Below are 25,983 nucleotides of genomic sequence, written 5' to 3' on the forward strand. Positions count from 1 at the left end.
CTCGTTGTCGACGACCGGCGGGATATCGCCCATCCGCCATCGTCGCGCGATCGTCAGGCGAACCCGCTTCCGATCACTCGGCGTCGCCGATGGCGTCGAGGATCAGCCACCACGAGGCCAGCCCGTGCTCGCACCAGGCGTCAGGGGCCACGAGGCAATCGTCGGGGCACCGGCACACGCCGTCGGCCATCCACTCGTCCAGCGTGGTCGGGTCGGGTGGCGCCCAGCCGCTGTTCACCTCGAACCACGCGTGTGCGGCGCGGATCGCCTCGTCGGCCGTCGTCGCCATCTCCCGATCATGTCAAGGACCGGGGCGGTGCCGAAGCCGTCCCGCAACCCTTTGCCCGATCGGCAGTTGAATAGGTGGGATGCCGGAGGAATGCGGGCAGGAGCCCGGGCGAGCTTCCGTACCCATCTCGCATCCGACCTGGAAAGGACTGCCATGACCACGAGCGTGAGCCACATCCCAGAGGGCCTGTCGGCGGTGACGCCGTACCTCATCGTTCGGGACTCGAACGCGGCGATCGACTTCTACAAGGAGGTCTTCGGTGCCACCGAGACGATGCGTCACGAGGATGGCGGGCGAGTCGTGCATGCGAAGTTGCGCATCGGTGGCGCGGCGGTCGAGATCGGCGAGAACTCGGAACGCAACGACCTCGACCTCGACCGGCTTCCCCCGGTGGGCATGCACCTGTACGTCGAGGACGTCGACGCGGTGCTGGCGAAAGCCACCTCAGCCGGGGCTCGCGTGCTTTACCCCATCCAGGACCAGCCCTACGGCGACCGCGAGGTCAGCATCGCCGACCCGTTCGGGATCGTGTGGTTCGTCGCCACTCACCTGCACGACTGAGCGCGGCTCCAGGGATCACAGCCCGAACCGGTCGCGGTTCTGGCGGTTGTTCTCGATGAGCGTCCACGACCGCACGCGGCCGCGTGAAGCGACCGCGAGCCAGATGAGGGTGCGTCGCCGCTCCTTCTCGTCGGGCAGCCCGAGGTGGGAGCCGGTCGTGTGGCCGAGCACGGCGACGGCACCTTCACGTTCGTTGATCGCGTGGGGATGGATCGTGTAGTCGGGAAAGCTCTTGAAGTAGCCGCGCCAGGCCTCGATGTTCTTCTCGCGCCCGACGAGCGGCGGCTCGTCGAAGACGCGCAGCTCGTGGTCCTCCGTGAGGAGACGGGCGATGCCGTGCAGGTCTCGTCGGTTGACACATTCGACGAAGTGGACCGCCACCGCGACCGGTGGCGCGGTCGATCGGCCGAGGCGGGCACCGGACGGACGCACGCCCGCCGGCACGCGGAGATCGTCGAGCCATCCGAGGATGGCCTGCTCGTAGGCGAGGCCGAAGGCGACGACCGCGGCGGTGTGGGGATCGGCCGCGGGAACGTGCGCCGCGACCGCCCGATAGAGGTCGAGCCGCTGCTCGTGCTCGCGGCGGCTGTCCTCGAGGAAGCCCGCCAGCGTGTCGTCGTCGAGGTGACGCCCGAACCACAACGTGACGAGGAGCGGGAACCGAATCTGCTCCGGCCCCGGCGCCTGCGCGATCCACGCCCTGAACTCCCGCCTGCCCGCGGCGGTGAGCGTGTACGGCCGCCGGTCGCGTGCCCCCGGCGCGCCGGCCCGGATGAGCCGCCGCGCTTCGAGGGCGCGAAGCTCCCGGTAGACGTGGCTCGAGGTGATGTTCCAGAACCGTGAGAGCCCGCCCTCGACCTCCTGCAGGAGATCCCACCCGGTGCGGGGACCGTCGTGGAGGAAGCCCAGCAGCGAGCCCTGGGTCGCGTTCAGCCCTGTCACCGCACGTTCACCCCTTGACATTCCCTTCTGGAGGGTTAGCCTTTGACATTCCCTTAGGGAGGGAGCAGGTGGACGTGATGGTAGAGGAGATCGTCGCCCGACTCACTCAGGATGGCTACGCCACGGTCCCGGGCGCCCTCGAGCCCGACCAGGTCGCGGCGGCCAGGGCCGACCTCGAGGCGATCCTCGAGCGCACACCGTCGGGGCGCGACGACTTCGAAGGTCGGCGCACGCAGCGGGTCTATGCGCTCTTCGCCAAGACCCGCACGCTCGACCCGCTCGCGATCCATCCGGTCGTGCTCGCGGTGCTCGATCGCGTGCTCGGGCACTACCAGCTCAGCGCGCCGGCAGGCATCGCGATCGGCCCGGGCGAGACCGCGCAGCCGCTGCACCCCGACGACGCGATCTACCCGCTGCCGCGTCCGCACGCCGAGCTCGTCGTCAACGTGATGTGGCCGTTGGAGGATTTCACCGACGCGAACGGTGCGACCCGAATCGTGCCCGGCAGTCATCGTTGGATCGACGAGCGACCCGATGCTGACACGTCGACGGTATCGATCGAGATGCCCGCCGGCACCGCGCTGCTCTATCTCGGCAGCGTGTGGCACGGCGGTGGTGCCAACCGCACCGACCGCACGCGCCTCGGCGTCGTGCTCCACTACGCCGCGGCCTGGCTCCGGCCCGTCGAGAACCATGTCCTTGCGGTGCCTCCGGAGGCGGCCCGCTCGCTGCCGACGCGACTGCAAGAGCTGCTGGGTTACAACATCTACCCGCCGTTCATCGGCTACGTCGACGGGCGCCATCCGCGCAAGCTCCTGGAGGACGCGGGCGCGGCCGCAACGTCGAGTTGAGCCGGGTGACCCGTCCGGTCACGCGCAGGCGGCCGCCGCGGATCGCGAGAGAGCGACAAGGCCGGCGCTGAGCTCCGCGGTCGTCGGCCATCCGAACCCGAGCCGGAAGTGGCGATCGTCGAGCTCGAACCAGTGGCCGCGGCCGACGTACGTGCCGTGCTCGGCGAGCAGGGTCCGGTAGAAGCACGCGGTGTCGATCTCGATCTCGGGCCGGACCCGCACGAGGCCGACGACGCCACCGGTGGGCTCGACCCACTCGAACGTGTCCTGAGCGGCCAGCCAGTCGCGCACGATCGCGAGATGGGCCCGGACCCCGTCGAGGATCGCCGGCAGGATCTGCGGCCGGGCCGCGAGCACGCGGGCGGCGATGGCCTCGTCGAGCGTCGGACCGCAGATCACCACCTGCTCCTTGGCGGCCAGTAGCGTCTCCGCGAGCCCGGGGTCGCGGCACACGGCCCAACCGACGCGCAGGCCGGGCAGCCCGTACGCCTTCGACATGGACGACACGCTGACGGCCCGCGTCGACAGGTCGGCCGCCATCGGCAGCCGACGCGGTTCCGCATGGGTGAGGTCGCGGTAGGTCTCGTCGACGAGCAGCACGGCACCCGACCGTTCCGCGAGGTCGACCAGCGCGTGCAGCGATTCGACGTCGAGCATCGTGCCTGTCGGGTTGTGCGGACAAGTGACGCTGATCAGCCGGGTCGTGCCGCGCCGCACCCGAGCCGCGAGCTGCCCGACGTCGAGCTGCCAGCCGTGGTCGAAGGCGAGGTCGACGACGTCGACCTCGGCGCCGATCGCGCGCGGCGTCTCGAGGTTGGTGGCGTAGTTGGTGCGCACCACGACCACGTGGTCGCCGGGGTCGAGCAGGGAGGTGGCGGTGCAGAACAGAGCCGCCGCGGCCCCCGGGGTGACGAGCACATCGTCGGGGCGGAGGCCGTCCCCACCCGAGGCGATCACCTCGCGCAGCGCGGCGTCGCCGAGGTGGTCGCCGTAGCAGAGCAGCAGGTCGTCCAGCTCGAGCTCGAGGCCGAGGTCGGAGAGACGGCGATCGGCGACTGAGCTCTCGGAGAGGTTGTTGGTGATGGTGTCGTAACCCAGCTGCTCCGGCGACTCGACCTCGATCGGCATCCGTCGATAGCGCACGCGCTTTTAGCCCCGCAGCGCGGGGAGCAGCTCCTCGCCGACGAGGCCGTGGTGCACGCGCGCGGCGGTCGGGTCGGCGTCGATCGTCGGGCCTGTGATCACGAGGCGATCGAGCCCGAGCGCCGCCAGGTCGAGCAGCCGCCGGGCACAGACGTCGGCACCGCCCACCACCGCGAAGCGGTCGACGAACGCGTCGGGGAGCACACTCGAATGGTCTGCCGCGTTCGACAAGTGGCGGTTGCTGTCGTACCGGCGACCGACCTCGGCCACCACCTCTCGGTCGCGCTCGCCGAGGCCCGCACCGGTCGAGCCCGGCATGGCCGAGAAGTGGGCGAACGCGGCGATGCCGCCGCGAATGAGATCGCGCGCCGCGCCGGCGTCCGGATGGCACCCGACGTTCACGTAGGCCCCGAACGAGACATCCGAGTCGGACCGTCCCGCGGCGCGCATCGAGGCGCGCGCCAGCTCGAGCGCCCACGACAATCGATCGGGATCCGCGCCGACCGCGAACGTGACCCGCTCGACCGTGCCCGCCGCGAAGGCGATCACCTTCGGTCCCGAGGCGGCGATGTCGATCGGCACCGCGGGTTGGCGCGCCCGGTCGAGCCAGCGCAGGCGGCTGGGGTGCCCGTTCAGCTCGAGCGTCTCACCGCGGAGGTACGCGTGGACCTCGCGGATGCGGGCGAAGAAGTCCTCGACCTTCATCGGAGGACGTCCGAGGTGGAAGAGCGCGGTGTCGCCGCGGCCGATGCCGAGCACCGCCCGTCCGTTCGAGACCTCATGCACGGTGGCGATCGCGGTCGCGAGCGCGGCGGGATGGCGGGTCGCGGGGTTGGTCACCCCGGTCATGAACTTCAGGTGCTGGGTGACCTTGGCGCCGAGGGCCATCGCCACGAACGGGTCGCCCACCAGGTTCTGCGAGTCGGTGAGCGCGATCCCGTCCCAGCCGCCGGCCTCGGCCCGTTGAGCGAGCTTCTCCGCGAAGCCGGTCTCGGGGATGCTCAGGGTGAAGAGCTCGAGGGGCACGGGCCTCATCATCCCGCACTCACCGGAGCCGTTCTTGGTCCGCCCAACCACCGCTGTGGTGGGTCAGCGCACCAAGAAGCACGCGACATTCTCCTCCCTCGTGGGAGGCTGCCGCGATGGCGAGCTTCGGAGCGAACAGCACGACCGACGATGTGCTCGAGGGTGTCGACCTGCGGGGCCGGCGGGTCTTCGTCACCGGTGCGTCGACCGGCTTGGGCGAGGAGACCGCGAGGTCCATCGCCTCCCACGGCGCGGCCGTCACCATGGCGGTGCGCGACCTCGATCGCGGTGGGGCGGCGGTGGAGCGCATCCGCACGACGGTGCCGGCTGCCGACCTCGAGGTGCGCGAGCTCGAGCTCGCCTCGTTGGCGAGCGTTCGGGCATGCGCCGCCGGCTTCCTCGCCGACCATGACCGTCTCGACGTGCTCGTCAACAACGCCGGTGTCATGGCTTGCCCCTTCGGCACCACCGCCGACGGCTTCGAGCTGCAGTTCGGCACCAACCACCTCGGGCACTTCCTGCTCGCGAACCTGCTCGCACCCGCGCTCGTCGCCGCCGCGCCGGCCCGCGTCGTGTCGCTCAGCTCGCGAGGGCACCGGTTCAGCGACGTGGACCTCGACGACCCCAACTTCGAACGCACGCCGTACGAGCCGTGGCTCGGCTACGGGCGGGCGAAGACCGCCAACATCCTGTTCGCAGTCGAGTTCGATCACCGTTTCGCCGATCGCGGTGTGCGTGCCTTTGCCGTGCACCCCGGATCGATCAGAACCGAGCTGGGCCGCCATCTCACCGACGAGAGCCTGTCCACCCTCGTCGCCTCGATGCCGCCCGGGCAGGAGATGAAGTGGAAGTCGGTGCCCGAAGGCGCGGCCACGTCGGTGTGGGCGGCCACCGCGGCGGAGCTCGACGGCCGGGGTGGGCTGTACCTCGAGAACTGCGGCATCGCCGAGCCGACCGACGATCCCGCAGCCCCCGTCGGGGTGCGGCCCTACGCGCTCGACCCAGCCCGTGCAGCTGCGTTGTGGGAGCTGTCGGAGCGGCTCGTCGGCATCGAGGGCTGAAGCGAGGCCGAGGCCGAGCTCCTTCGGATGTTCGCGACGAACCACGTTCTGGCCGGCGTCACGGTCGGGGCCGCGTGCCCCGACCGGCCGGCGCTCGCGTTCGTCGTCGGCTTCGCGACGCATCTGCCGATGGACTGCTGCCGGCATTGGGGCTACCCCGGGAACGCCGTGCACGACGCCCGCTTCCTGCGGGCCGCGGTCGGCGACGCGCTCATCGGGCTGGGCGTCCTCGCCGGCGCAGTCGTCGCGGCACGACGCCGGAGCCGTTCGTCCGTGCTGTCGGTGGTCGCCGGTGCGCTCGGGGCCGCCGTCCTCGACGTCGACAAGCCGACGCTCCTGTTCTTCGGCCGCAACCCGGTGCCTCGGGCGCTCCAGCAGCTGCACCATGCGGTGCAGGAAGGGGTCGAGGCGCCGGCGTACCTCCGCCGCGAGCTGGCATGGGGTGCGGCGCTCGCGGTCGTGGCCTCCCTGGCGCTGCGGCCCCGCTCGTCTAGTCCTTCAGCTCGACGATGACCTCGAGGTACTGCTCGCGTCCGACGTTGCGCGCCGTCTCGACGCCGCCCCGCGCGACGTGCACGATCGCGCCGGGCACCACGTCGGCCTCGAGGTAGTCGCGGAAGGGGCCTTCGCTGTCGGGCTCGGGGATCACCGCGATGCGATCGCCGGCGACCTGAATGAGCAGATGGTCGAGCTCGTGGCGGTGGATGGCGCTGTCCTCGCCGGGCGCCAGCCGCAGCTGCCACACACGGACATGCTCGTCCTCGAACACCACGCGGCTGCCGACGTCACCCAGCACACGGTCGTCTCGGCGCTCGGGCACGGCTGCACTCTACGGCACCGGTGGCGCACCTCCCCGGGGGAACTAATTGACAGAGTCCTACAACTTTCCTAGCGTCCCGACGATGGCGATGGACCACCTCGACGCCGTCGAACGGGCCCTGGAGATGCTGTTCCGGCTGAACGCGAGCCGGAAGGTGCACGCCCGCCAGGCGGCCGCCGCCGGGGTGGTCATCTCACAACCCGGGTTCGTGCTGCTCCGCCGCATCCAGGAGGAGGGACCCTCATCGCTGGGCGAGCTGGCCAAGGTGACCGACATGGACCCCGCCGCGACCGGCCGCCAGATCCGCCAACTCGAGGCCGAGGGCCTCGTGACCCGCGGTTCCAGCGCCGGCGACGGCCGCGTCACCGTCGTGCGGGTGACGCCCAAGGGTCGCGCCATCCGCCGCCGGATCGCCGAGGTGCGCGACCGCCACATGGAGGACGTCCTCGACGCCTGGTCGGTGGCCGACCGCGCCGCGCTCGCGCGTCTCCTGGGGCGACTGGTCGACGACCTGCGCTCGGTCCACTACCGCACCGTCGCCGACGCGGACACGAACAAGCCGGACACCGAGAAGGAGAAGCTGGCGAGATGATGCCCACCGACATCGGGGTGATCGACCTCATGATCGGCTTTCCGAGCGCCGAGGCCCGTCGCCACTACGACTTCCTGAAGACGCAGCTGCGGGACGACGAGAGCCGCGGGATGGAGTTCCCGGCCGAGTACATGTTCAAGGGTGTCCCGAACTACGTGGAGGAGGGCCAGGACCCGGTCGAGGTGACGCTGGCCGCGATGGACGCGCACGGAGTCGCCATGGGGCTCGTCGGGATCGGCGCCGATGTCACCAAGCGAGCGTTGGCCGATCACCCGAAGCGGTTCGTCGCCAGCCTCGAGGTCGACCCCAACGCGATCACCAAGACCGTCGGGCGCATCCGGCGCGCGCACGGGGAGCACGGCATCAAGGCGGTCACGACGTTCCCCGCGGGCTGCAACCCGCAGGTGCCCGTCAGCGATCGCCGCTACTACCCCGTGTACCAGACCTGCATCGACCTCGACATCCCGATCATCGCCAACGCGGGCATCGCCGGTCCCCGTCTGCCGTCGTCGTGCCAGGACGTGATGCACTTCGACCAGGTCTGCTACGACTTCCCCGAGCTGCGCATCGTGATGCGCCACGGCGCCGAGCCGTGGGAGGAGCTGGCAGTGAAGCTCATGCTGAAGTGGCCCGGGCTCTTCTACATGACGAGCGCGTTCGCCCCCAGGTACTACCCGAAGGCGATCATCGACTACGCGAACACGCGAGGCGCGGACAAGGTCATGTACGCGGGGTACTACCCGATGGGTTTGAGCCTCGATCGCATCTTCGCCGAGCTGCCCGACGTTCCGTTCCGCGACCACGTGTGGCCCAAGTTCCTGCGTGAGAACGCGCAGCGCGTCTTCAAGCTGGACGGGTGACGACCGTGCGCACGATCCCCTACGCCGGCAGCGTGCACGACGAGTCGGAGATCGACGCGGTCGTCGAGGTGCTGCGCGGCGGGCCCACGGCGTTGCGGATCGGGCGGAGCGTGCGAGGGCTCGAGCAGCAGGTGGCCGAGCTGTTCGGCAAGCGCCGCGGAATCATGTGCAACTCGGGGTCGTCCGCGCTGTACCTCGCCGTCGAGCTCCTGCAACTGGCGCCGGGCGACGAGGTCATCACCTCGGCGGTGACCTTCTCGACCGACATCGCGCCGCTCGTGCGGGCCGGGTTGGTGCCGGCGTTCGTCGACGTCGAGCGCGACACCTACAACATCGACGTCGCCTGGATCGAGGCGATGATCACCGACCGGACCAGGGCGATCCTCGCGCCGAACCTGATCGGCAACGCACCGGACTGGGACAGCATCCGCGGGATCGCCGACCGGTACGGGCTGCAGGTCGTGGAGGACTCCTGCGACGCGCTGGGGTCGAGGTTGCGGGGCGCGCCGACGGGCACGCGGTCGGACATCAGCGTGACGAGCTTCGCGTTGTCGCACATCATCACGGGTGCCGGCACGGGCGGCATGGTGCTCGTGGACGACGACGACCGGGCCGACCGTTGCCTGCTGTTGCGTCGGTGGGGGAGGCGGTCCGAGGCGCAGCTCTTCGGGTCGAAGCGCGGCGACAAGCGGTTCTTCTCGCAGCTCGACGACGGCCTCGAGTACGACAACCTGTTCATCTTCGACGAGCTGGGGTGGAACTTCGAGCCCTCCGAGCTCTCCGCCGCGTTCGCGCTCGTGCAGTTACGCAAGCTGCCCGTTTTCCTCGCGCGCCGCAAGCGCAACTTCGCTCGCCTGTGCGAGCGCTTCGCCGCGTATCCCGACGTGTTCGTGCTGCCCCGCACGCAGGAGGGGCTCGACACCGGTTGGCACATGTTCCCTGTCCTGCTCCGGTCCGACAGCGGCGTGCGGCGGGCGCGCTTCCAGCAGCACATGGAGGCCAACGGCATCGACACCAGAATGGTCTGGACAGGCAACGTGCTGCGTCAGCCCGCGTTCAAGGGAGTACCCCATCGCGCGCCGCCCGACGGCTTGCCGCATGCGGATGCCGTCATGGAGCAGGGGCTGATCCTGCCGTGTCATCACGCGATGGACGATGCCGACGTCGACTACCTGTGCGACACCGTCGATGCGTTCCTCGAGGAGCACCGCTGATGGAGCGCTACACCCTCATCTCCGCGGACTGCCACGCCGGCGGCAACATGGAGATGTACCGCGAGCACCTCGACCCGGCATACGTCGACGAGTTCGAGCGCTGGCGCGGGGCGTACAGCAACCCGTTCCGCGACCTGCAGCGGGGTGGCCGCACCCGCAACTGGGACAACGAGCGGCGCATCAGCGAGCAGGAGTCCGACGGCGTGGTGGCCGAGGTGGTGTTCCCGAACACCGTGCCGCCCTTCTTCCCCACCGGTGCGCTCGTGGCCCGGCCGCCCCGACCGGAGGAGCTCGAGCTGCGCCTGGCGGGCATTCGCGCCCACAACCGGTGGCTCGCCGCCTGGTGCGCCGAGCATGGCGCCCGCCGGGCGGGGATCGCGCAGCTGTTCCTCAACGACGTCGACGAGGCGATCGCCGACGTCCGCTTCGCCCATGCGCACGGGCTGCGCGGGGGCGTGCTGCTGCCTGCCGTCCCGCCCGACGTCGACTGGATCAAGCCCCTCTACGCTCCCGACTTCGACCCCTTGTGGGCCGTGTGCGAGCAGCTCGATGTCGTCGTGAACCACCATTCCGGCGGGGGGTCGCCCGATTACGGCCCCTATCCGGTCGCCGGCGTGCTGTGGATCGCGGAGACGACGTTCTTCTCCCGGCGCGCGCTCACCCACCTGCTCCTCGGCGGCGTGTTCGAGCGCTTCCCGCGTCTTCGCTTCGTCGTCACCGAGCAGGGCGCGTCGTGGATCCCGCCGCTCCTCGCCCAGCTCGACGGGTACCACGCGCAGATGAAGACGGGTCGCATCGGCGAGCTGAAGTACACGCCCGAGGAGGTGCTGCCGCTCGCACCGAGCGAGTACTTCGCTCGCAACTGCTGGGTGGGCGCCAGCTTCCCGAGCCCCGTCGAGGCCGCGTCACGACACAACATCGGGCTCGACCGGTACATGTGGGGCAGCGACTACCCGCATCACGAGAGCACCTACCCCTACACGCGAGAGGGCTTGCGGCGCGCCTTCGCGGGCACCGACCCGTCCGAGCTCCAACAGGTGCTCGCGGGGAACGCGGCGGCAGTGTACGGGTTCGACCTCGAGGCGCTGGCTCCGATCGCGGCGCGGGTGGGGCCGACGGTCGACGAGCTCGACACACCGCTCGACTCCATCCCGGCCGGCGCCACCAGTCCCGCGTTCTTTCGGCCGTGAGCGCCGCGCCGAGCGCCTGACGTCAGCCGTCCGGGTTGGGGACGGGACCGGGCGCGTCGCACAGTGGCGTCGTCACGCTCGGGTTCCTCGGCGCGGGCAGCGTCGGTGGGGTCGCGAACGCGGGTGACGATCCGATGTCGAGGCAGTCGAGGAGGGCGTCGGCGGCGGCGTCGCGGTCGGTGAGGGCGGGCAGGTTGTACTTGGTCTCGAGCAGCTTGAGGATCGACGTGTGGTCGTGCACCACGCGTGACACGTAGCTCTTCTTCGCGTACGGCGACACGACGACGGCGGGCACGCGGAACCCGTAGATGTCGTAGCCACCCGGAGTGTCGCCGGCCTTCAGGCGAGGGCCGACGTCGTCGGGGGGCACCGCCCGCGGGGGCGCGACGTGGTCGTAGTAGCCCCCGTGCTCGTCGTAGGTCCACACGAGCACCGTCTTCGACCACCCCGGGCCCTTCATCACCGCGTCGACCACCTTGGCCACGAACGACTCACCAACCGTGATGTCGGAGCTGTTCTCTTCGGAGCCGTGGTCGAAATTGGGGTCGACCAGGCTGAACGCGGGCAGCGCCCCGGCCGCCGCGTCGACGAAGAAGCGGTCGACGTTCACCACCTTGTCTCCGTTGGCGGTGGCCACGGGCGGGAACAACGCGGTCGTCGGCAGGTCGGTGAAGTAGTTGCGCCAGGTGATCCCGTGCCTGCTGAGCAGCTCCATGATGGTGCCGTTCGGAGGCGGGAAGTCGTTGAGCGTCGCGTTGTCCGTGTCGATGTTCCCCCGCGCCGTGCCCGCGAGGAGGAAGCGGCGGTTGGGGTAGGTCTGGCCCATGCACGACCCGAACCAGTGGTCGCAGACCGGGAACGTGTTCGCCAACCCGTAGTAGAAGGGGAGGTCGGCTCCGGTCCAGTAACCCATCGCCACCGGGCCGCTGTCGCTGCGCACGAAGCCGTCCATCGCGCCGTTGTTCCATTGCGCATGCGTCGCGTTCCACGCCTGGCTCGGCTCCTTGGCGAGCTGGCAGGTGTTGGCCATGTGGAAGGCACGCAGCGGCGTGCCCCCCGCATCGGGACACGCGTTGGTGGGCTTGCCGTCCGATCCCACCGTGAAACCCTCGCCGCGACCGAGCATGCCGAGGTAGTTGTCGTAGGAGTGGTTCTCCATCATCACCACCACGACGTGCTCGATGGCCGGCAGCGTGTCGGTGCCCTCGGGCCGCGAGGGGTCGGGACGGTCGCCTGCTCGCCGGCGCACGGTGCTCGGGTTCCGCGCGGGAGGCGGCGACGGCGCCGACGGCGAGCACCCACCGAGCGCAAGCCCCGCGGCCGCGGCACCGGCGCCGATCAAGAAGCTGCGGCGCGGCAGTGTCACGGCCCCGCCCTGCGGCTTCGTCGAGGCTGGCGGGCGGGCGGCACCGCGCTCAAGTTAGTGCCGTGACCGGTAACGTTCGCCCGCGTATGACGAGGAGTTGTCGAGACTGATGGTCACGACGGACGGCATCTGCCCGTGGGCGGTGGAGCCCCCGGAGAACCGGCGCTACCACGACGAGGAGTGGGGCGTGCCGGTCGTCGACGACGTCGCCATCCTCGAGAAGCTGTGCCTGGAGGGATTCCAGAGCGGGCTGTCCTGGCTCACCATCCTCCGCAAGCGCGACGCGTTCCGCCGCGCGTTCCGCGGGTTCGTCCCGGAGACCGTGGCCGCGTTCGGAGCGCGCGACGTCGAGCGGCTCTTGGCGGACGCGAGCATCGTGCGCCACCGCGGCAAGATCGAGGCCACCGTCGCCAACGCCCGGGCGGTGCGGGAGATGCACGCGGACGGGGAGTCGCTCGCCGCGCTGCTGTGGCGGCACGAGCCGCAGGTGGGCGGCGCCCGCGCCGGAAGCCGGGCGCACCGCGCTCCACGGGCGCTCGCTGACCTCCCGGCGTCGACGCCCGAGTCGACCGAGTTGTCCAAGGAGCTCCGCCGCCGTGGCTTCCGCTTCGTGGGGCCGACGACCGCGTATGCCGCGATGCAGTCCCTCGGCGTGGTGAACGACCACCTCGCCCGGTGCCCGGCCCGGGCGCGGGTCGAGTCGCTCCGGGCCGCGCTCGTGCGCCCTTGACAACCCGTTGCCGTTCCGACAATCATTCACCACAACGTGAACGATCTCGGCCCGGACCTCGACTCCACGCTTTCCGCGCTCGCCGATCCCACGCGTCGCAAGGTCGTCGACCTGCTCCGCGCCGGCCCGCGGCGGGCGGGCGAGCTGGCCGCGACGGTCGAGATGAGCGCACCGGCGATGAGCCGTCACCTCCGCGTGCTGCGTGCCAGCGGACTGGTCGAGGCCGAGCTGGTCGACGACGACGCCCGCCTGCGCGTCTACCGCCTGCGTCCCGAGCGCTTCGTCGCCCTTCAGGCATGGCTCGACCAGGTGCAGGCGTTCTGGGCCGAGCAGCTCGGCTCGTTCAAGGCCCACGCCGAGCGCACGCGGGGCGGGGCGGTGTGAGCGACCGCGCGTCGGTCACCGCGAGCGTCGAGGTCGACGTCGACCCGACCACCGCCTTCGAGCTCTTCACCGCGGGCATCGACACCTGGTACAAGCGCGGGCCCCACAGCTTCACGGACCCGAAGCGGGCGGTCGGCGTGCGGTTCGAGCCCGGCGTCGGCGGCCGCTTCCTCGAGGTGCACGACCCGGCGACGGGTGAGGGCGTCGAGTGGGGCCGGGTGCTGGTGTGGGAGCCGGGCGAACGTCTCGTGTTCTCCGACCTGCTGTCGAGCTCACCACCCGCGCCCGCGACGGAGGTCGAGGTGCGCTTCGTACCCGTCGACGCGGGAACGCGCGTCACGCTCGAGCACCGCGGCCTCGACCGCCTCCCGCCTGACGTCGCCGCCCAGAGACGAAGGTTCGGGTGGATCACCCTGCTCGGCTGGTTCGACGAGCACTTCGCCGCGACACCCGAAGCCGCGCCATGACCCTCGTCATCGAAGCCGAGGCCCTCACGCGGTCGTTCGGCGCCCGGCGGGCTGTCGACGCCCTCGACCTCCACGTCGAGGCGGGCGACGTCTTCGGGTTGCTCGGACCCAACGGCGCGGGCAAGACCACCACCATCCGGATGTTGACGACGCTGCTCGCGCCCACGTCCGGCTCGGCCCGCGTCTGCGGCTTCGACGTCACCCGGCAACCCGGTCAGGTTCGCCGACGCATCGGCTACGTGATGCAGAACGTGGCGCTGCAGACCAACCACCTGCTCACCGGGCGCGAGAACGTGGAGCTCGAGGCGGCCCTGCGCCACGTGCCCCGCCGCCTCTGCCGCGAGCGGGCCGAGGAGGTGCTCGACCTCGTCGGTCTCCTGCCGCATGCCGACCGGCTCATCGCGGAGTACTCCGGCGGCATGCGCAAGCGCCTCGACCTGGCCGGCGGCTTGCTGCACCGGCCCGAGGTGCTCGTGCTCGACGAGCCCAGCCTCGGGCTCGATGTGCAGTCGCGCCACCGCATGTGGGACCACATCCGGGGTCTGCGCGATCAGGGGACGACCGTGCTGCTGGCCACCAACTACCTCGACGAGGCCGACCGGCTCTGCAATCGCCTCACGATCATCGACGACGGCCGCACCGTGGTGACGGGTTCGCCCGCCGAGCTCAAGCGGGCCATCGGAGCCGACGTCGTGCAGGTCACGACCCGCGCGGCCGATCGGCTGCGGGCCGCGATCGAGGACGAGGCGTGGGTGCAGCGCTTTGTCGTGACGGACTCCGGTGACGTGCACGTCTACGTCGACGACGCGTCCGTGGCGCTTCCGGCGGTCATGCGCGTGTCGCTCGACCACGGCGTCGAGTTGGAGCGCGTGACGTACAGCCAGCCCACCCTCGACGACGTGTTCCTGCTCCACACCGGGCGGGAGCTGCGGGAGATGGAGGTGAGCGCCTGATGGTCGACCAGGCCGTCCACGCGCCGGCGACGACCGCGGCGATCGGAACCGAACGAGACACGGAGTCGCGCCCGTGGGCGCAGGAGGTCGCCGCGCTCGCCCGGCGCTGGTTCATCCAGCTGAGTCGTGACCGTCTCAACCTGGTCTTCAGCGTCTGTCAACCCGCGCTCTGGTTGGTGTTCTTCGGCAGCGGGATCGAGCGTGCCGTCGATGCCAAGGTGATCGGCACCTCGAACTACATCGGGTTCATGCTGCCCGGCGTCATCTCGCTGACCGTCGTCACCAACGCGGTCAGCGGCGCCATGCCGATGCTCTGGGACAAGGAGACGGGCTACCTCGACAAGTTGCTGAGCATGCCGATCGCCCGGAGCTCGCTGATCGTGAGCCGCTTCGTGTTCCAGTTCGCGCTGGGCTGCGCGCAGGTCGTGCTCGTGTTCGTGGTGGCGGTCATCATCGGAGCGGGCATCGCGGCGGGCCCGCTCGGCGCGATCGCGATACTCGCCGTTGCCGGCGTGCTGAGCATGGCGTCCACCGCGGTGTTCATGGGCCTCGCCTACCGCGTCCCCACCCACGGCACCTTCTTCGCCATCACCGGCTTCGTCACCCTGCCGCTGGTGTTCATGAGCAACGCGTTCGTGCCGGTCGACGCCATGCCCGCGTGGATGGCCGCGGTCGCTCGACTCAACCCCCTCACCTACGCGATCGAAGCCATGCGCATCCTCGTGCTCGACGGCTGGCGAGTCGGGGTGCTGACCTCGCTCGGCGTGCTGGTTCTGTTCGCGGCCGCGTGCCTCACCGTCGGCACCTACGAGTTCCGCCGTCACACCGGTCAGCGGGTCGACGAGCGCCGCTGAGACGGCTGCTCATCGCCCCCGCCACTGAGGGGCTCGACCCTCGCGGGCGGCCCGCGCACCTTCCGCGGCGTCGTCGGTGGCGGCGGCGACCTTGCGCATCGTCTCGCCGAAGCGGATGGCCTCCAACGGCGGGAGGTGCTGCGCGCGCATCGCCACCTCCTTGGTGGCGCGCGCCGCCAGCGGCGCCGCCGCGACCAGGCGGTCGGCCAGGCGTCGGGCTTCGGGCATGAGGTCGTCGTGGGGGACGACCCAACCGGCCAGGCCGATCTCGCGGGCACGCACCGCGTCGATTCGGTCGCCCGTGAGCAGCAGCTCCATCGCGCGCTGCCACCCGAGGCGCGCCGGGAGGCGTATGGCACCGACGATGGTGGGCACACCGAGCTTCACCTCCGGAAAGCCGAAGACCGCGTGCTCGCTGGCGACGACGAAGTCGCACCAGCTCACCAGCGTGAGCCCGTAGCCGAGGCAGTAGCCGTTGACCGCGGCGATGACCGGCTTGAAGATCTCCCATCCGCTCTCGAACGAGTTCAGCGTCGGCTTCTCCCAGAAGGTGCCGGGGAAGTCGCCCGCGGCACCCTGCCCGTCCTTCATGTCCGCGCCGACACAGAAGGCCCGTCCCGCGCCCGTGACGATGGCCACCCACGCGTCGTCGTCGTCACGGAAGCGCGCGAATGCATCGTTCAGGCCGGCGCGCATGTCGGCGTTGATCGCGTTCAGCGCGTCCGGACGGTTGTAGGTGATGGTGGCGATGTGGCCTTCGAGCGCGTAACCCACGCTGTCCACGGTCATCTCCCCGTTGCTCTGCTCGTGGCCTCCGGGGTCGTGCCCGCCACGAACCGCATGTCGGGGTAGCGGTCGCCCGCCACGTCGCGCATGGGAAACGCCGCTTCGATGCGCGCCAGGTCGGCCGGCTCGAGGGTCACGTCGAGCGCCGCCACGTTCTCCTCGAGGTACGTGCGGCGCTTGGTGCCGGGGATCGGAACCACGTCGTCGCCCTGCGCGTGCACCCACGCGAGCGCGAGCTGGCCCGCGGTGCAGCCCTTCTCGGACGCGATGTCCTTCACCCGATCGACGAGCTCGAGATTGCGGGCGAAGTTCTCGCCCTGGAACCGCGGCTGGAAGCGGCGGAAGTCGTCGGCGGCGAAATCGTCGGGCGAAGTGAGCTGTCCGGTGAGGAAGCCTCGGCCGAGCGGGCTGTAGGGCACGATGCCGATACCGAGGTCGCGCGCGGTCGCCACGACGTCGACCTCGAGGTCGCGGCTCCACAGCGACCACTCGCTCTGCAGCGCGGCGATGGGGTGCACCGCGACCGCCCGACGCAGCGTTTCGGGCGCGGCTTCCGACAAGCCGAGGTGGCCGACCTTGCCCGCGGCCACCAGCTCGGCCATCGCGCCCACGGTCTCCTCGATCGGCGTGGCCGGGTCGGCGCGGTGCAGGTAGTAGAGGTCGATGTGCTCGACACCGAGCCGCCGGAGCGACGCCTCGCACGACTCGTGGACGTAGGCGGCGTCGGCCCGGAGGCCCCGGCGCCGCGGGTCGTCGGGGTCGCGCACGATGCCGAACTTGGTGGCGAGCACGACGTCGTCGCGCCGGTCGCGGACGGCCCGGCCCACCAGCTCCTCGTTGACGAACGGGCCGTAGACGTCGGCGGTGTCGAGGAACGTCACTCCCAGGTCGAGGGCGCGGTGGACGGTGGCGATCGACTCGGCCTCGTCGCCGGGGCCGTAGAACTCGCTCATGCCCATGCACCCGAGCCCCTGGGCGGAGACGGTGAGGCCGGTTCGCCCGAGGGCGCGTGCGGGAAGCGTCATCCGTGCACCCTAAGGCGTCGAGCGCCTCACGGCTGCAGCAGCAGACCCAGCCGCGCCGCCGCGACGCGGATCCCGACCCATCCCATCGCACCGAGGTACGCGGCGTGGAGCAACAACGTCCACTGCATGTCGCCGAGAATGAGCCCGCGCTCGAGGGCGACGCCCTGGTAGAGCGGCGTGCAACGCACCACCCAGGCCAGCGCGTGGGGGTACCGCGACAACGGGAAGAACGTCGCCGAGAACAGGAACAGCGGCACGATGGCGAGGTTCACGTAGTCGAAGTCGATGAACGAGCGCATCCACGTGGTGGCGGCCAGCCCCGCACCCGCGAAGCCGAGCCCGATCAGCACCGCGGCGGGGACCGCGAGCACGGCCCAGGCCGAGTCCACCAGACCGAGCACGACCATGGTGACGAGGAAGCCGGTCGCGTAGATCGTCCCCCGCAACAGCGCCCACACGACCTCACCGGTCGCCACCTCGCGGACGCGGAGGGGCGTTGCGAGCATGGCGTCGTAGGTGTGCATGTACTTGAACTTCACGAAGAAGTTGAACGTCGTGTCGAAGATGGCTCCGTTCATCGCTGCCGAGGCGAGGAGCCCGGGCGCGACGAACGTGCGGTAGGGAACCAGATGGCCTGCGGGCCCCGGCAGGTCGCCGACCAGCCGGCCCACTCCCACACCGATCGACAGCAGGTACAGGACGGGCTCGGCGAAGCCGGTGAGGAACACGTACCAGATGCGCCGGTACGCGAGGGCATTGCGCTCGACGATCCGGACCGGCCGGCGGGCCACGATCACCGGCACGACCTCCTCGTCGTCACTGGGCCAGCTTCCGCGTGAAGCTGCGCGTCCCCCACCACCAACCGGCGCCGACACAGCCGACCAACACGGCGACGTGGACGAGTGCGGCGGCCCAATCCACCGAGCCCGTGGTGGCGGCCCGGCAGAGCTCGACGCCGTGCCAGAGCGGCGACACCGCGGATGCGGCCCGCAGCCCGGCGGGTAGCTGATCGACGGGGAAGAAGGTGCCGGAGAACAGGAACAGCGGCACGATCGCGAGGCGGAGGATGAGGGGAAAGGTCACGTCGGTGTCCTGGGTGGCGGCGAACGCCGCGAGGGGAGCCGCGAACGCCGCCGCGCACAGCACGGCTGCCGGCATCGCGAGCACGCCCCACGGCGACGCCACCGCCCCGAGGAGCGCGGCGACGACGAGGAACGCCGACGCCGACATGGCCACGCGCACGGCCGTCCACACGACGAAGCCGCCGTAGACGTCGGACGCGCCGACCGGCGTGGCGACCATCGCGTGGAACGTGCGCACCCACTTCGTGCCGGCCATCACCGGCCACAGTGACTCGGCCGCGGCCGTCTGCATGGCACTGGAGGCGAGGAGCCCGGGCGCGACGAACGTGAGGTAGTCGACCCCGGCGACGGCACCGTGGCGCTCGTCGACCAGCCCGCCGAGGCCGAGGCCTATGGCGGCGAGGAACAGGACCGGTGTGAAGAAGCTGGAGTACACCGAGGTCCGCCACAGCCTCCGGAAGACCCGCGCCTCGCGTTCGACGACCCGGAGGAGGGCGGGCGTGACGACCATCAGTCCTCCAGCGTGCGGCCGGTGAGCGTGAGGAACACGTCCTCGAGCGTGCTCCGACGAACGAGCACCGACGCGGGTTGCACGCCGTTGCCGTCGAGGGCGTCCGCGACCGCGTCGCCGTCACCCGTGTAGACGAGCACGCGGTCGTTGAGCACCTCGACCCGCTCGCCCGTCGCGGCCAGCCGGGGCACCGCTGCCTGCGGCGCCTCGGCCGTCTCGAAGCGCAGCTCCACGACCTCGCGCGTCGAATGCCGTTGGATCAGCTCCCGCGGTGAGCCCTCGGCGACGATCCGGCCCCCGTCCATGATCACCAGCCGGTCGCAGAGCTGCTCCGCCTCGTCCATGTAGTGGGTCGTGAGGACGAGGGTGACACCCTGGCGCTTGAGCGAGTAGAGGCGTTCCCACAACAGGTGCCGGGCCTGCGGGTCGAGGCCCGTGGTGGGCTCGTCGAGCAGCAGGAGCTCGGGCTGGTTGATCAACGCACGGGCGACGATGAGACGCCGCTTCATGCCGCCCGACAGCGGGTCGACCCGGTCGTTGCGACGCTCGCGCAACTGCACGAACGTCAACAGCTCGTCGGCGCGTTCGCGGATCACCGCGCGCGGGAGGTCGAAGTACCTCCCGTAGATGAGGAGGTTGTCCCACACGGTCAGCTCGGTGTCGAGGTTGTCCTCCTGGGGCACGACGCCGATGCGTGCGCGGATTCGGGAGCCGTCGACGGCCGGGTCCATCCCGAGCACGCGCAGCTCGCCCTCCGACACCGGCGACACGCACCCGATCATGCGCATCGTGGAGCTCTTGCCCGCGCCGTTGGGCCCGAGGAACCCGAACGCCTCTCCCCGTCCGACCTGGAAGTCGATGCCGTCGACCGCCACGAACGGCCCGAAGCGCTTCGTGAGGCGGCGGCCCTCGATGAGCGGAGGCGCACCCACGCCGGACGACGCTACCGGCTGGCCGTCGCTCACCGCCCCCGACTTCTTGGCGTGGGAAGCCGTGCTGACGACGGCTGCGTACGACAAGAAGGGTTGTGTGACGGCTAGTTCATCGTCGGGTCGGGCGGGAAGGTCGACACGAGCGCGTAGTCGCCGCCCTGTCGTCTCAACACCGTGCGCCAGAGGCCGCCGGGCTCGGCGCACAGCGCATCGTCGGGGTCGGAGTCGACGACGAACCACGCGCCCTCGTCGATCTCACCCTCGAGCTGTCCGGGGCCCCAACCCGCGTACCCCGCGAACACGCGCAAACGGTCGAGCACGGGGATGTCGTCGGGATGACCCTCGAGGTCGAGGGTGCCGAGGCCGTCGAAGAGCGGACGCCACGCCTCGATCTCCGGCTCACCGCGCGCCCGGGCCAGGCAGATGGCGGCGCTCGGCGCGACGGGCCCTCCGACGAACACGACCGGCGGGTCGACGACGAACGCCTCCCACTGCGGCAGCGGTTCCGCGACGGCCAGCTCGCTCGGGCGGTTGAGGACCACGCCGAGCGCGCCGTGGTCGCCGTGCTCCAGGACGAGCACCACCGTGCGGTCGAAGTCGGGGGTCTGCAGGGCAGGGGTGGCGACGAGCAACCGGCCGGTCAGCAAGAGGTCGGACATCACCCACGATTCTCGCAGGTGGTGCCGCGTCAGCCTCGCGTCGTCGGCTGGTAGATCCCGATGCCGTCGGGGTAGGCGAGCCCGTCGGCCAGGACCTCGGGAGTTTGCGGCGCGCCGTCGACGAACCGGATGCGCCGCACGCTGCCGTTGGGGCCGGGCCCGACCTCGGGGCTGAGGACGATCCCGATGTCCGCGTAGTAGAGGGTGCCCTCGGCGTCGACGCCGAGCCCGAGCGGGGTGCCCGTCGAGTACGTCTTGGTGCCGAGCGTCTCGCCGGCGGGCGGCGTCAGCACGCTGCGGACGAACTTGCCGTCGTTGTCGACCTCGGCAATGACGCCGTTGAAGACGCTCGACACGTAGAACCCGCCGTGACCGGTGGGCACCATGGCGTTCGGTGTGAGGATTGGAGGGGCGGCGGTCACGAAGGTCTGACGCGACACCGAGTCGGCCATCGGCGCTCCGGTCGCATCCTTCTTGCCGCATCCTCCTGCCGCGTCGTCAGAGGTCGGGAACGGGCCCGTGTACCGCACCACACCCGTCGACGCGTTTCCGGGTCGCGCCGAAGCGACGTAGATGCGATCCTGCGCGTCGACGTAGATCTGCCCCGCGGTCGCGATGCTGACATCGAGCTTGCAGTAGCGCACCTGGCGCGAGTCGAACGGCGGGAACCACACGATCAGCTGGCCGTCTCCGGTTCCCGCCGCCTGGTTGCCCACGTCGGTCGTGAGGACGCGTCCGTCGCGCAGGAAGCCGCAGCCGTAGTTCTCGGCGTTGCTGGCGGAGGGCTGGTACGTGGGTGTGAGCTTGCCGACCTCGGCGGCCTTGAACGTTCCCACCGTGTCGCCTGTGAGATCGAAGATGCCCCAGCCCTGTGGCGGGTTGGGCTGGTTGGTGTCCTCGCCCGCGATGAACCGGCGGGGCTTGTCCGGGAAGAAGCAGATCTGCGCGTTGATGTCGAGGCCGTTGGGATCGTCGTCGTGGTTGCGGATGACGGTCTGCTTCGCGAAGGGCGCGACGGTGCTGATCGCGTTGAGGTTGTTGCCCTCACCGTTGAACACGATCGCGGGCGCCCGCTTTGCGGACGCGACCGACGACTTGGTTCGCGCCGAGCGGGCCTTGGCCTTGCTGCTGTCGCCGCCGCTGCTGCACGCGGTTGCGGCGAGCGCGATCACCGCGCCCAGGACGAGCATCCGTCGAACCATGAACGATCTCCTCCTGTTCGACCCGCGCGATGCGCTCATCGGGGGCGAAGTGGCGGGTTGAAGGCCTGGGTCACGACCAGGCGGTTGACGCCCTCGGTGATGCTGGGCAGGCGGGACGTGTCGTTGACCGCCAGCACGGTGATGCGGCTGTATGTCGCCCCTCGACGGGGGATCGCGCTGCTGGTGCACGACAGGTTCGCGTCGAGCACACAGAGGAGGCCCCCCGTGGGGTTGTCGTCGCGCTCCGAGAGGAAGACGGCGAAGGCGCGTGCTCCCTCGGTCGCGGCCTGACTGCCGGGCCGCAGCCATGCCGCGGGCGCGCCCAGGCCCTGCGCGTGCACCTCCACCCGCCACGGGTCGCGGGTGACGAGCAGGGTCATCGAAGGCGTGAGGCCGGCGGGTGGCTGGATGAGGTCGAACGGCACCGAGCACGCGGTGTCGACGCACTTCTGCGGTCCCGGCGGCACCGTCGAGCCCGTGGGCTCGGGCTCCGGTGCGGGCTCCGCCGCGGTGGTCGTCGTGACCGCCCGGCCCCGCAGCGAGAAGAGGTACACGCCGCTCGTCTTGCTGGTCTGGTCGAGCCCGGGCTCGCGGATGCCGGCCACGGTCACGACGTCGTCGTCCACGATGGCGGACCCGCCCGACACCGCCCCCTTCATCTCCTGCGACCAGAGCACCTTGCCCGTCTCGAGATCGAGGGCGCGGAACGTGAAGTCGGTTGCGCCGATGAAGGCCACGCCGTTGGCGATCGCCGCGCCGCCGTAGGTGGCCGCGGCCGCGGGTTGCTGCCAGTCGATCGTGCCCGACGTGGCGTCCAGCGCGTGGAGGAACGGCGCACCGCCGATCGCCGTCCCGCCGACAACAACGCCGTTGCCTTGCGCGGTGGGACCGATGAACCCACCCGTGGAGTAGTTGCCACCGGGACGGGCGAGGCCGGGCTCCGCGACCTTGCGCTTCCAGACGAGGGCGCCGGTCGCCCGCGAGACCGCGTAGTACACCCCGTCCTTGTTGCCGAGCCCGACGAGAGGGGTGCCGTCGGAGCCGGTGAAGAGGTTCGGCGCCCCGGCGAAGTCCAAGTCGTTGTTGTTCGGCTGATGGGGTTGATACACCCACTTCGGCTTCCCCGTCCTCAGGTCGAGGGCGAAGATGGCCTCGGTGTAGCGGCGCCACCCCTTCGGTGACGTCGGGCAGTTCGCGGTCGCGGCGAAGACCAAGCCGGCTCTGGTGTCGACCGCCGGCGACGACCACACGTCGCCGCAGCCGTTCGGCTTGCCCTCCTCCGGGTCGAACACCCATCGCCGCGCGCCGCTCGCCGCGTCGAGCGCGAGCACGCCCGCGGGCTCGCCCGTCGGGCTGTTGTGCACGTCCCAGCCGACGATGACCATGCCCGCGACCACCACGGGCGAAGACTCGATCTCGGTCGGGTCGTTGCCGTCACCGGGTCGCCCGAGCTCGTGCTTCCAGCGCAGCTTGCCGTCACGCGCGCGCAGCGCGTACAGCGTCTTGCCACCTCCGAAGTACACGGTCTGCTCACCCGCCACGTCGGCCACGGCTGCGGACGACACGATCTGTCCCGAGTACGTCGTGGGATGAACCTTCGTCGAGTACTTCCACCGCACGCTGCCGTCGGCGCGCCGGAGGGCGTAGAAGGTGCCCGCCCAGTCGCCCACGTACACGCTTGTGCCGACGACCGCGGGCGTCGCGGTGACGACGTCGCCCGCCTTGAAGAACCACCGCAGCTTCAGCTTCGACGCGCTCGCGGGGCTGATGGCCGTGGGGCACGGGTAGGCGAACGTTCGGGTCGCGGCGTGACCCCACATGGGCCAGTCGCACCGGGCCACGGGCGCAGGCGCCGCGTCTCCTCCGTGGCCTCCACCGCCACCACACGCGGCCGCCAGGAGCAGGATCGCCACCGAGGCCGGGCCGCTCCGGGCTCCTTGCATCCCACCGCCTCCCTGGCGCGCCGGCGACCTGACGAAGGCGTCATGCTAACCGTCCCGTTCTCTGAACGATCGGGGTGGTCGGGGCACCGCGGATCGTTCAGAGAACCGGAAGGGGAGTGGCTACGTGCGGCGCAGTCGCGCCCGGGCCAGCACCCGGTACGCGCAGTTGCGCCCGACCATCCCGTGGACGCCGCCGCCCGGGTGGGCCGAGGCCGAGCACAGATAGAGGCCCTTGACCGGCGTGTCGTAGCGGAACCAGCCGGCCACGGGCCGGAACACGAGCTGCTGGTCGATGGCGATGGAGCCCGCACCGAGGTCGCCGCCGACCAGGTTGGGGTTCTCGGCTTCGAGGTCGGGCGGCGTGCGCACGGCGGTGCCCACGATGCGACCGCGCAGACCCGGCGCGTGCCGGTCGAGGCGGTCGAGCACGCGGTCGAGGAACGCGTCGCACACCTGCGGCCACGGCCCGGGGGGAATGAGACCGGCGCCGTCGCCCAGCGGCACGGGGGGCACGTGCGTCTCCACCCAGAGCGTGTGGCCGCCGGCGGGCGCGCGTGTCGGGTCGGCCACGCTCTGCTGGCCGACCACGAGCAGCGGCTCGGCCGGCAGCAGCCCGCGACGAGACTCGAACGCGGAGCGCGCCATCGTGTCGAGGTCGCCGACGACGTGCACTACGGCGCACCGGTCGAGGCCCTCGGCCTGCCACGGCACCTGACCGTCGAGCGCGAGGTCGAGCTTGAAGATGCCGGTGCCGTAGCGGAAGCGGCGCAGCTGCGCGAGGTACGACGGCGGCAGGTGGTCCTCGCCCACGAGGCCGGAGCACAGGCGCGCGGGGCCGGTGTCCGCCAGGACCGCGCGGCCGGCGCGGACGGTCGTGCCGTCCGCCGTGACGACGGCGGTCGCACGCCCGTGTTCGACGACGACGCGCGTCACCTCGGCGTTCACGCGGACGCTTCCGCCCGCCTCCTCCACCAACGCGACCAGCGCGTCTGCCAGCCGGCCCGCGCCGCCGACCGGAACGGGCATCCCCACCTGTTGGGCCAGCATGCAGAGGATCAGCGCGGGGGGCGTGCTCCCGGTGGCGTCGACCCCGAGGTCGGTGTGGGAGATGCCCGCGGCCACGAGCGCGCGAGCCGCGGCCGAGCGGAAGTCGTTGCGGACGAACGTCTCGACCGGCTCGAGCTGGGTCTTGGCCAGCTCGAGCATGCCCCGCACACCCGCGGTACGCAGCAGGCGCAACGCGGGACCGGTCGAGGGCAGCGGCGAGAGCATGACGCGCAGGAAGCGCGTGCCGACCCGCGTCCACCAGTGCTGGAGGTCGAGCCACGCGGGCCCGTCGAGCGGGTCGAACGCAGCCAGGCCCGCGGCGGTGCGATCGACGTCGCGGTGACAGAGGGCGGCGGTGTGGGGGTCGACGACCGCGCTCACCGGCACCTCGTGCCGCGCCCAGTTCACCCGTCGACCGAGGTCGAGGTCGGCGAACACGGGCGACGCGTGGAGCAGGCCGTAGAACGCGGAATGGGTGTCGTGCACGTAGCCGGGCTGCGTCAGCGCGTCGCTGCGGACCGCGCCTCCCGCCACCGCGTTGCGCTCGAGCACGGTGACGCTCCACCCCGCCCGCGCCAAGGTCGCCGCGGCCACCAGGCCATTGGGGCCCGAGCCGATGACGACCGCGTCGACATCGTCGCTCACGAGGCGTGAGCCTTCACAGGTCGAACACCATGCCCTCCGCCGCGGCCTGCACGTCGACGTCGGGCCGTTGATGGGACCGCACGATCTCGTCGACGGCGTCGTCGGTGCGCGGTGGGTCGTGGTGGAACAGGAGCAGCCGGCGGGCTCCGGCTCGCTCGGCCAGACCGACCGCGTACTCGGCGGCCGAGTGCCCGAACGTCGCCCGCTCGGGCAGCTCCGCGGCGGTGTACTGCGCGTCGTGCAACAGCAGGTCGACGTCGCGGGCCAGCTCGAGCGCGGCGTCGTGGTACTCGCCCAGCCCGTCAGGCCCGGGCCCCAGCGTGATCGGGCTGTGGTCGGACAGGTAGGCGATGGCGAGCCCGCCGGTCGATACCCGGTACCCGAACGTGCGTCCGCCCTTGTGGGGGATCTCGCGCGCCGTCACCGCGAAGCCCTCGATGGTGTGGTCGCCGGGCTCGAGCGCGTGGAAGGCCCAGTCGCCGCGCAGGTCGAGGGGCCCGATGGGGAAGTGCGGCGGCGACAGCACGCGCGCCAGCACCGCGACCGGGTCACCCTGGGCGGGCATGTGCAGGTCGACGTGAGCGTCGGGATGATCGCCGGCGCGGAAGAAGGGCAGGCCGTGGGTGTGGTCCCAGTGCAGGTGGCCGAGCAGGATCGAGCCCCGGAACGGCCGGCCGTCGAGCACCTGGGTCAGGCGCTGCAGGCCGGTGCCCGCGTCGAGCACGAGCGTCGGCGGCCCACCGTCGCGCGCGAGCGCGACACACGACGTGTTGCCGCCGTAACGGACGAACTCGGGCCCGGGGGCGGGCGTCGAGCCTCGCACCCCGCAGATGTACACGCGCACGTCG

29 protein-coding genes are annotated in these 25,983 nt (G+C 71.0%); 13 read left to right on the forward strand and 16 right to left on the reverse strand.

Features of this window, described 5'->3' with window-relative positions:
• Positions 1 to 73: 73 nt before the first annotated feature.
• Positions 74 to 289, reverse strand: coding sequence for a hypothetical protein (locus E6G06_09655; GenBank protein ID TML91325.1), 216 nt, complete (start codon positions 287 to 289; stop codon positions 74 to 76).
• A gap of 153 nt (positions 290 to 442) precedes the next feature.
• Here E6G06_09655 and E6G06_09660 point away from each other — a divergent pair, with 153 nt between their 5' ends.
• Complete coding sequence (locus E6G06_09660) at positions 443 to 850, forward strand: VOC family protein (GenBank protein ID TML91326.1); 408 nt, start codon at positions 443 to 445, stop codon at positions 848 to 850.
• A 15-nt stretch (positions 851 to 865) separates the two neighbouring features.
• Here E6G06_09660 and E6G06_09665 read toward each other — a convergent pair whose 3' ends face one another.
• A complete protein-coding gene (locus tag E6G06_09665) occupies positions 866 to 1,813 on the reverse strand; it encodes a hypothetical protein (protein TML91327.1) in 948 nt (315 codons plus the stop codon).
• A gap of 47 nt (positions 1,814 to 1,860) precedes the next feature.
• Between E6G06_09665 and E6G06_09670 the strand changes: the two genes are divergently transcribed.
• On the forward strand, positions 1,861 to 2,643 hold the full coding sequence (locus E6G06_09670) for a phytanoyl-CoA dioxygenase family protein (GenBank protein ID TML91328.1): 783 nt from the start codon (positions 1,861 to 1,863) through the stop codon (positions 2,641 to 2,643).
• Positions 2,644 to 2,661: 18 nt separating this feature from the next.
• Here the strand turns inward: E6G06_09670 and E6G06_09675 are convergent, their stop codons facing one another.
• Together E6G06_09675 and E6G06_09680 are read right to left on the reverse strand one after the other, a co-directional pair.
• Positions 2,662 to 3,786, reverse strand: coding sequence for an aminotransferase class I/II-fold pyridoxal phosphate-dependent enzyme (locus E6G06_09675; GenBank protein ID TML91329.1), 1,125 nt, complete (start codon positions 3,784 to 3,786; stop codon positions 2,662 to 2,664).
• A 6-nt stretch (positions 3,787 to 3,792) separates the two neighbouring features.
• Positions 3,793 to 4,824 carry an LLM class flavin-dependent oxidoreductase gene (locus E6G06_09680; protein ID TML91330.1) on the reverse strand — a complete coding sequence of 344 codons (1,032 nt, stop codon included), beginning with the start codon at positions 4,822 to 4,824 and terminating at the stop codon, positions 3,793 to 3,795.
• A 104-nt stretch (positions 4,825 to 4,928) separates the two neighbouring features.
• Here E6G06_09680 and E6G06_09685 point away from each other — a divergent pair, with 104 nt between their 5' ends.
• Together E6G06_09685 and E6G06_09690 are read left to right on the forward strand one after the other, a co-directional pair.
• Complete coding sequence (locus E6G06_09685) at positions 4,929 to 5,873, forward strand: SDR family NAD(P)-dependent oxidoreductase (GenBank protein TML91331.1); 945 nt, start codon at positions 4,929 to 4,931, stop codon at positions 5,871 to 5,873.
• Between the two features lie 27 nt (positions 5,874 to 5,900).
• Positions 5,901 to 6,386: a hypothetical protein gene (locus E6G06_09690; protein TML91332.1), complete on the forward strand. Its 486-nt coding sequence runs from the start codon at positions 5,901 to 5,903 to the stop codon at positions 6,384 to 6,386.
• Here the strand turns inward: E6G06_09690 and E6G06_09695 are convergent.
• The gene (locus E6G06_09695) at positions 6,364 to 6,693 is read right to left on the reverse strand and encodes a hypothetical protein (GenBank protein ID TML91333.1); all 330 of its coding nucleotides are present in this window, start codon (positions 6,691 to 6,693) and stop codon (positions 6,364 to 6,366) included. The two genes, E6G06_09690 and E6G06_09695, sit on opposite strands and share 23 nt — an antisense overlap.
• Positions 6,694 to 6,775: 82 nt before the next feature.
• On the opposite strand from E6G06_09695, the gene E6G06_09700 reads away from it, so the two are divergent.
• The 4 genes from E6G06_09700 to E6G06_09715 are packed head-to-tail and all read left to right on the forward strand — an operon-like array spanning position 6,776 to position 10,549.
• Complete coding sequence (locus tag E6G06_09700) at positions 6,776 to 7,285, forward strand: MarR family transcriptional regulator (GenBank protein TML91334.1); 510 nt, start codon at positions 6,776 to 6,778, stop codon at positions 7,283 to 7,285.
• A gap of 29 nt (positions 7,286 to 7,314) precedes the next feature.
• A complete protein-coding gene (locus tag E6G06_09705) occupies positions 7,315 to 8,145 on the forward strand; it encodes an amidohydrolase (GenBank protein TML91465.1) in 831 nt (276 codons plus the stop codon).
• A 5-nt stretch (positions 8,146 to 8,150) separates the two neighbouring features.
• On the forward strand, positions 8,151 to 9,359 hold the full coding sequence (locus E6G06_09710) for a DegT/DnrJ/EryC1/StrS family aminotransferase (protein ID TML91466.1): 1,209 nt from the start codon (positions 8,151 to 8,153) through the stop codon (positions 9,357 to 9,359).
• The gene (locus E6G06_09715) at positions 9,359 to 10,549 is read left to right on the forward strand and encodes an amidohydrolase (GenBank protein ID TML91335.1); all 1,191 of its coding nucleotides are present in this window, start codon (positions 9,359 to 9,361) and stop codon (positions 10,547 to 10,549) included. The genes E6G06_09710 and E6G06_09715 overlap by 1 nt, the downstream gene beginning before the upstream one ends.
• Before the next feature lie 22 nt (positions 10,550 to 10,571).
• Here E6G06_09715 and E6G06_09720 read toward each other — a convergent pair whose 3' ends face one another.
• Positions 10,572 to 11,915, reverse strand: coding sequence for an alkaline phosphatase family protein (locus tag E6G06_09720; GenBank protein TML91336.1), 1,344 nt, complete (start codon positions 11,913 to 11,915; stop codon positions 10,572 to 10,574).
• A gap of 109 nt (positions 11,916 to 12,024) precedes the next feature.
• Here E6G06_09720 and E6G06_09725 point away from each other — a divergent pair, with 109 nt between their 5' ends.
• Genes E6G06_09725 through E6G06_09745 form a run of 5 tightly spaced genes read left to right on the forward strand, consistent with a single transcriptional unit; the run spans position 12,025 to position 15,303 of the window.
• The gene (locus tag E6G06_09725) at positions 12,025 to 12,645 is read left to right on the forward strand and encodes a DNA-3-methyladenine glycosylase I (protein ID TML91337.1); all 621 of its coding nucleotides are present in this window, start codon (positions 12,025 to 12,027) and stop codon (positions 12,643 to 12,645) included.
• Positions 12,646 to 12,681: 36 nt separating this feature from the next.
• Positions 12,682 to 13,029: a winged helix-turn-helix transcriptional regulator gene (locus tag E6G06_09730; GenBank protein TML91338.1), complete on the forward strand. Its 348-nt coding sequence runs from the start codon at positions 12,682 to 12,684 to the stop codon at positions 13,027 to 13,029.
• Positions 12,942 to 13,496, forward strand: a complete 555-nt coding sequence (locus E6G06_09735; protein TML91339.1) for an activator of HSP90 ATPase — start codon at positions 12,942 to 12,944, stop codon at positions 13,494 to 13,496. The genes E6G06_09730 and E6G06_09735 overlap by 88 nt, the downstream gene beginning before the upstream one ends.
• Positions 13,493 to 14,449, forward strand: a complete 957-nt coding sequence (locus E6G06_09740; GenBank protein ID TML91340.1) for an ATP-binding cassette domain-containing protein — start codon at positions 13,493 to 13,495, stop codon at positions 14,447 to 14,449. The genes E6G06_09735 and E6G06_09740 overlap by 4 nt, the downstream gene beginning before the upstream one ends.
• Positions 14,449 to 15,303 (forward strand): ABC transporter, encoded by an 855-nt coding sequence (locus tag E6G06_09745; GenBank protein ID TML91341.1) that lies wholly within the window; start codon positions 14,449 to 14,451, stop codon positions 15,301 to 15,303. Before E6G06_09740 ends, E6G06_09745 begins: the two co-directional genes overlap by 1 nt.
• Positions 15,304 to 15,312: 9 nt before the next feature.
• Here the strand turns inward: E6G06_09745 and E6G06_09750 are convergent, their stop codons facing one another.
• The 10 genes from E6G06_09750 to E6G06_09795 all read right to left on the reverse strand — a co-directional run bounded on the left by E6G06_09750 (position 15,313) and on the right by E6G06_09795 (position 25,979).
• The gene (locus E6G06_09750) at positions 15,313 to 16,086 is read right to left on the reverse strand and encodes an enoyl-CoA hydratase/isomerase family protein (GenBank protein TML91467.1); all 774 of its coding nucleotides are present in this window, start codon (positions 16,084 to 16,086) and stop codon (positions 15,313 to 15,315) included.
• 2 nt (positions 16,087 to 16,088) lie between these two features.
• A complete protein-coding gene (locus tag E6G06_09755) occupies positions 16,089 to 17,114 on the reverse strand; it encodes an aldo/keto reductase (protein TML91342.1) in 1,026 nt (341 codons plus the stop codon).
• Positions 17,115 to 17,140: 26 nt separating this feature from the next.
• Entirely contained in the window at positions 17,141 to 17,917 is a 777-nt protein-coding gene (locus E6G06_09760) for an ABC transporter (GenBank protein ID TML91343.1), read from the reverse strand.
• 13 nt (positions 17,918 to 17,930) lie between these two features.
• Positions 17,931 to 18,707, reverse strand: a complete 777-nt coding sequence (locus E6G06_09765) for an ABC transporter (protein ID TML91344.1) — start codon at positions 18,705 to 18,707, stop codon at positions 17,931 to 17,933.
• Positions 18,707 to 19,639, reverse strand: coding sequence for an ABC transporter ATP-binding protein (locus E6G06_09770; protein ID TML91345.1), 933 nt, complete (start codon positions 19,637 to 19,639; stop codon positions 18,707 to 18,709). Before E6G06_09770 ends, E6G06_09765 begins: the two co-directional genes overlap by 1 nt.
• 104 nt (positions 19,640 to 19,743) lie before the next feature.
• Positions 19,744 to 20,298 (reverse strand): YqgE/AlgH family protein, encoded by a 555-nt coding sequence (locus E6G06_09775; protein TML91346.1) that lies wholly within the window; start codon positions 20,296 to 20,298, stop codon positions 19,744 to 19,746.
• Between the two features lie 29 nt (positions 20,299 to 20,327).
• The gene (locus E6G06_09780) at positions 20,328 to 21,500 is read right to left on the reverse strand and encodes a hypothetical protein (protein TML91347.1); all 1,173 of its coding nucleotides are present in this window, start codon (positions 21,498 to 21,500) and stop codon (positions 20,328 to 20,330) included.
• A gap of 35 nt (positions 21,501 to 21,535) precedes the next feature.
• Positions 21,536 to 23,443, reverse strand: a complete 1,908-nt coding sequence (locus tag E6G06_09785; GenBank protein ID TML91348.1) for a hypothetical protein — start codon at positions 23,441 to 23,443, stop codon at positions 21,536 to 21,538.
• Positions 23,444 to 23,563: 120 nt separating this feature from the next.
• Entirely contained in the window at positions 23,564 to 25,135 is a 1,572-nt protein-coding gene (locus tag E6G06_09790; protein ID TML91349.1) for an NAD(P)/FAD-dependent oxidoreductase, read from the reverse strand.
• A 13-nt stretch (positions 25,136 to 25,148) separates the two neighbouring features.
• Positions 25,149 to 25,979, reverse strand: a complete 831-nt coding sequence (locus tag E6G06_09795; GenBank protein TML91350.1) for an MBL fold metallo-hydrolase — start codon at positions 25,977 to 25,979, stop codon at positions 25,149 to 25,151.
• Between the last annotated feature and the right edge of the window lie 4 nt (positions 25,980 to 25,983).

This window comes from Actinomycetota bacterium (assembly GCA_005888325.1).
Lineage (GTDB): Bacteria > Actinomycetota > Acidimicrobiia > Acidimicrobiales > AC-14 > AC-14.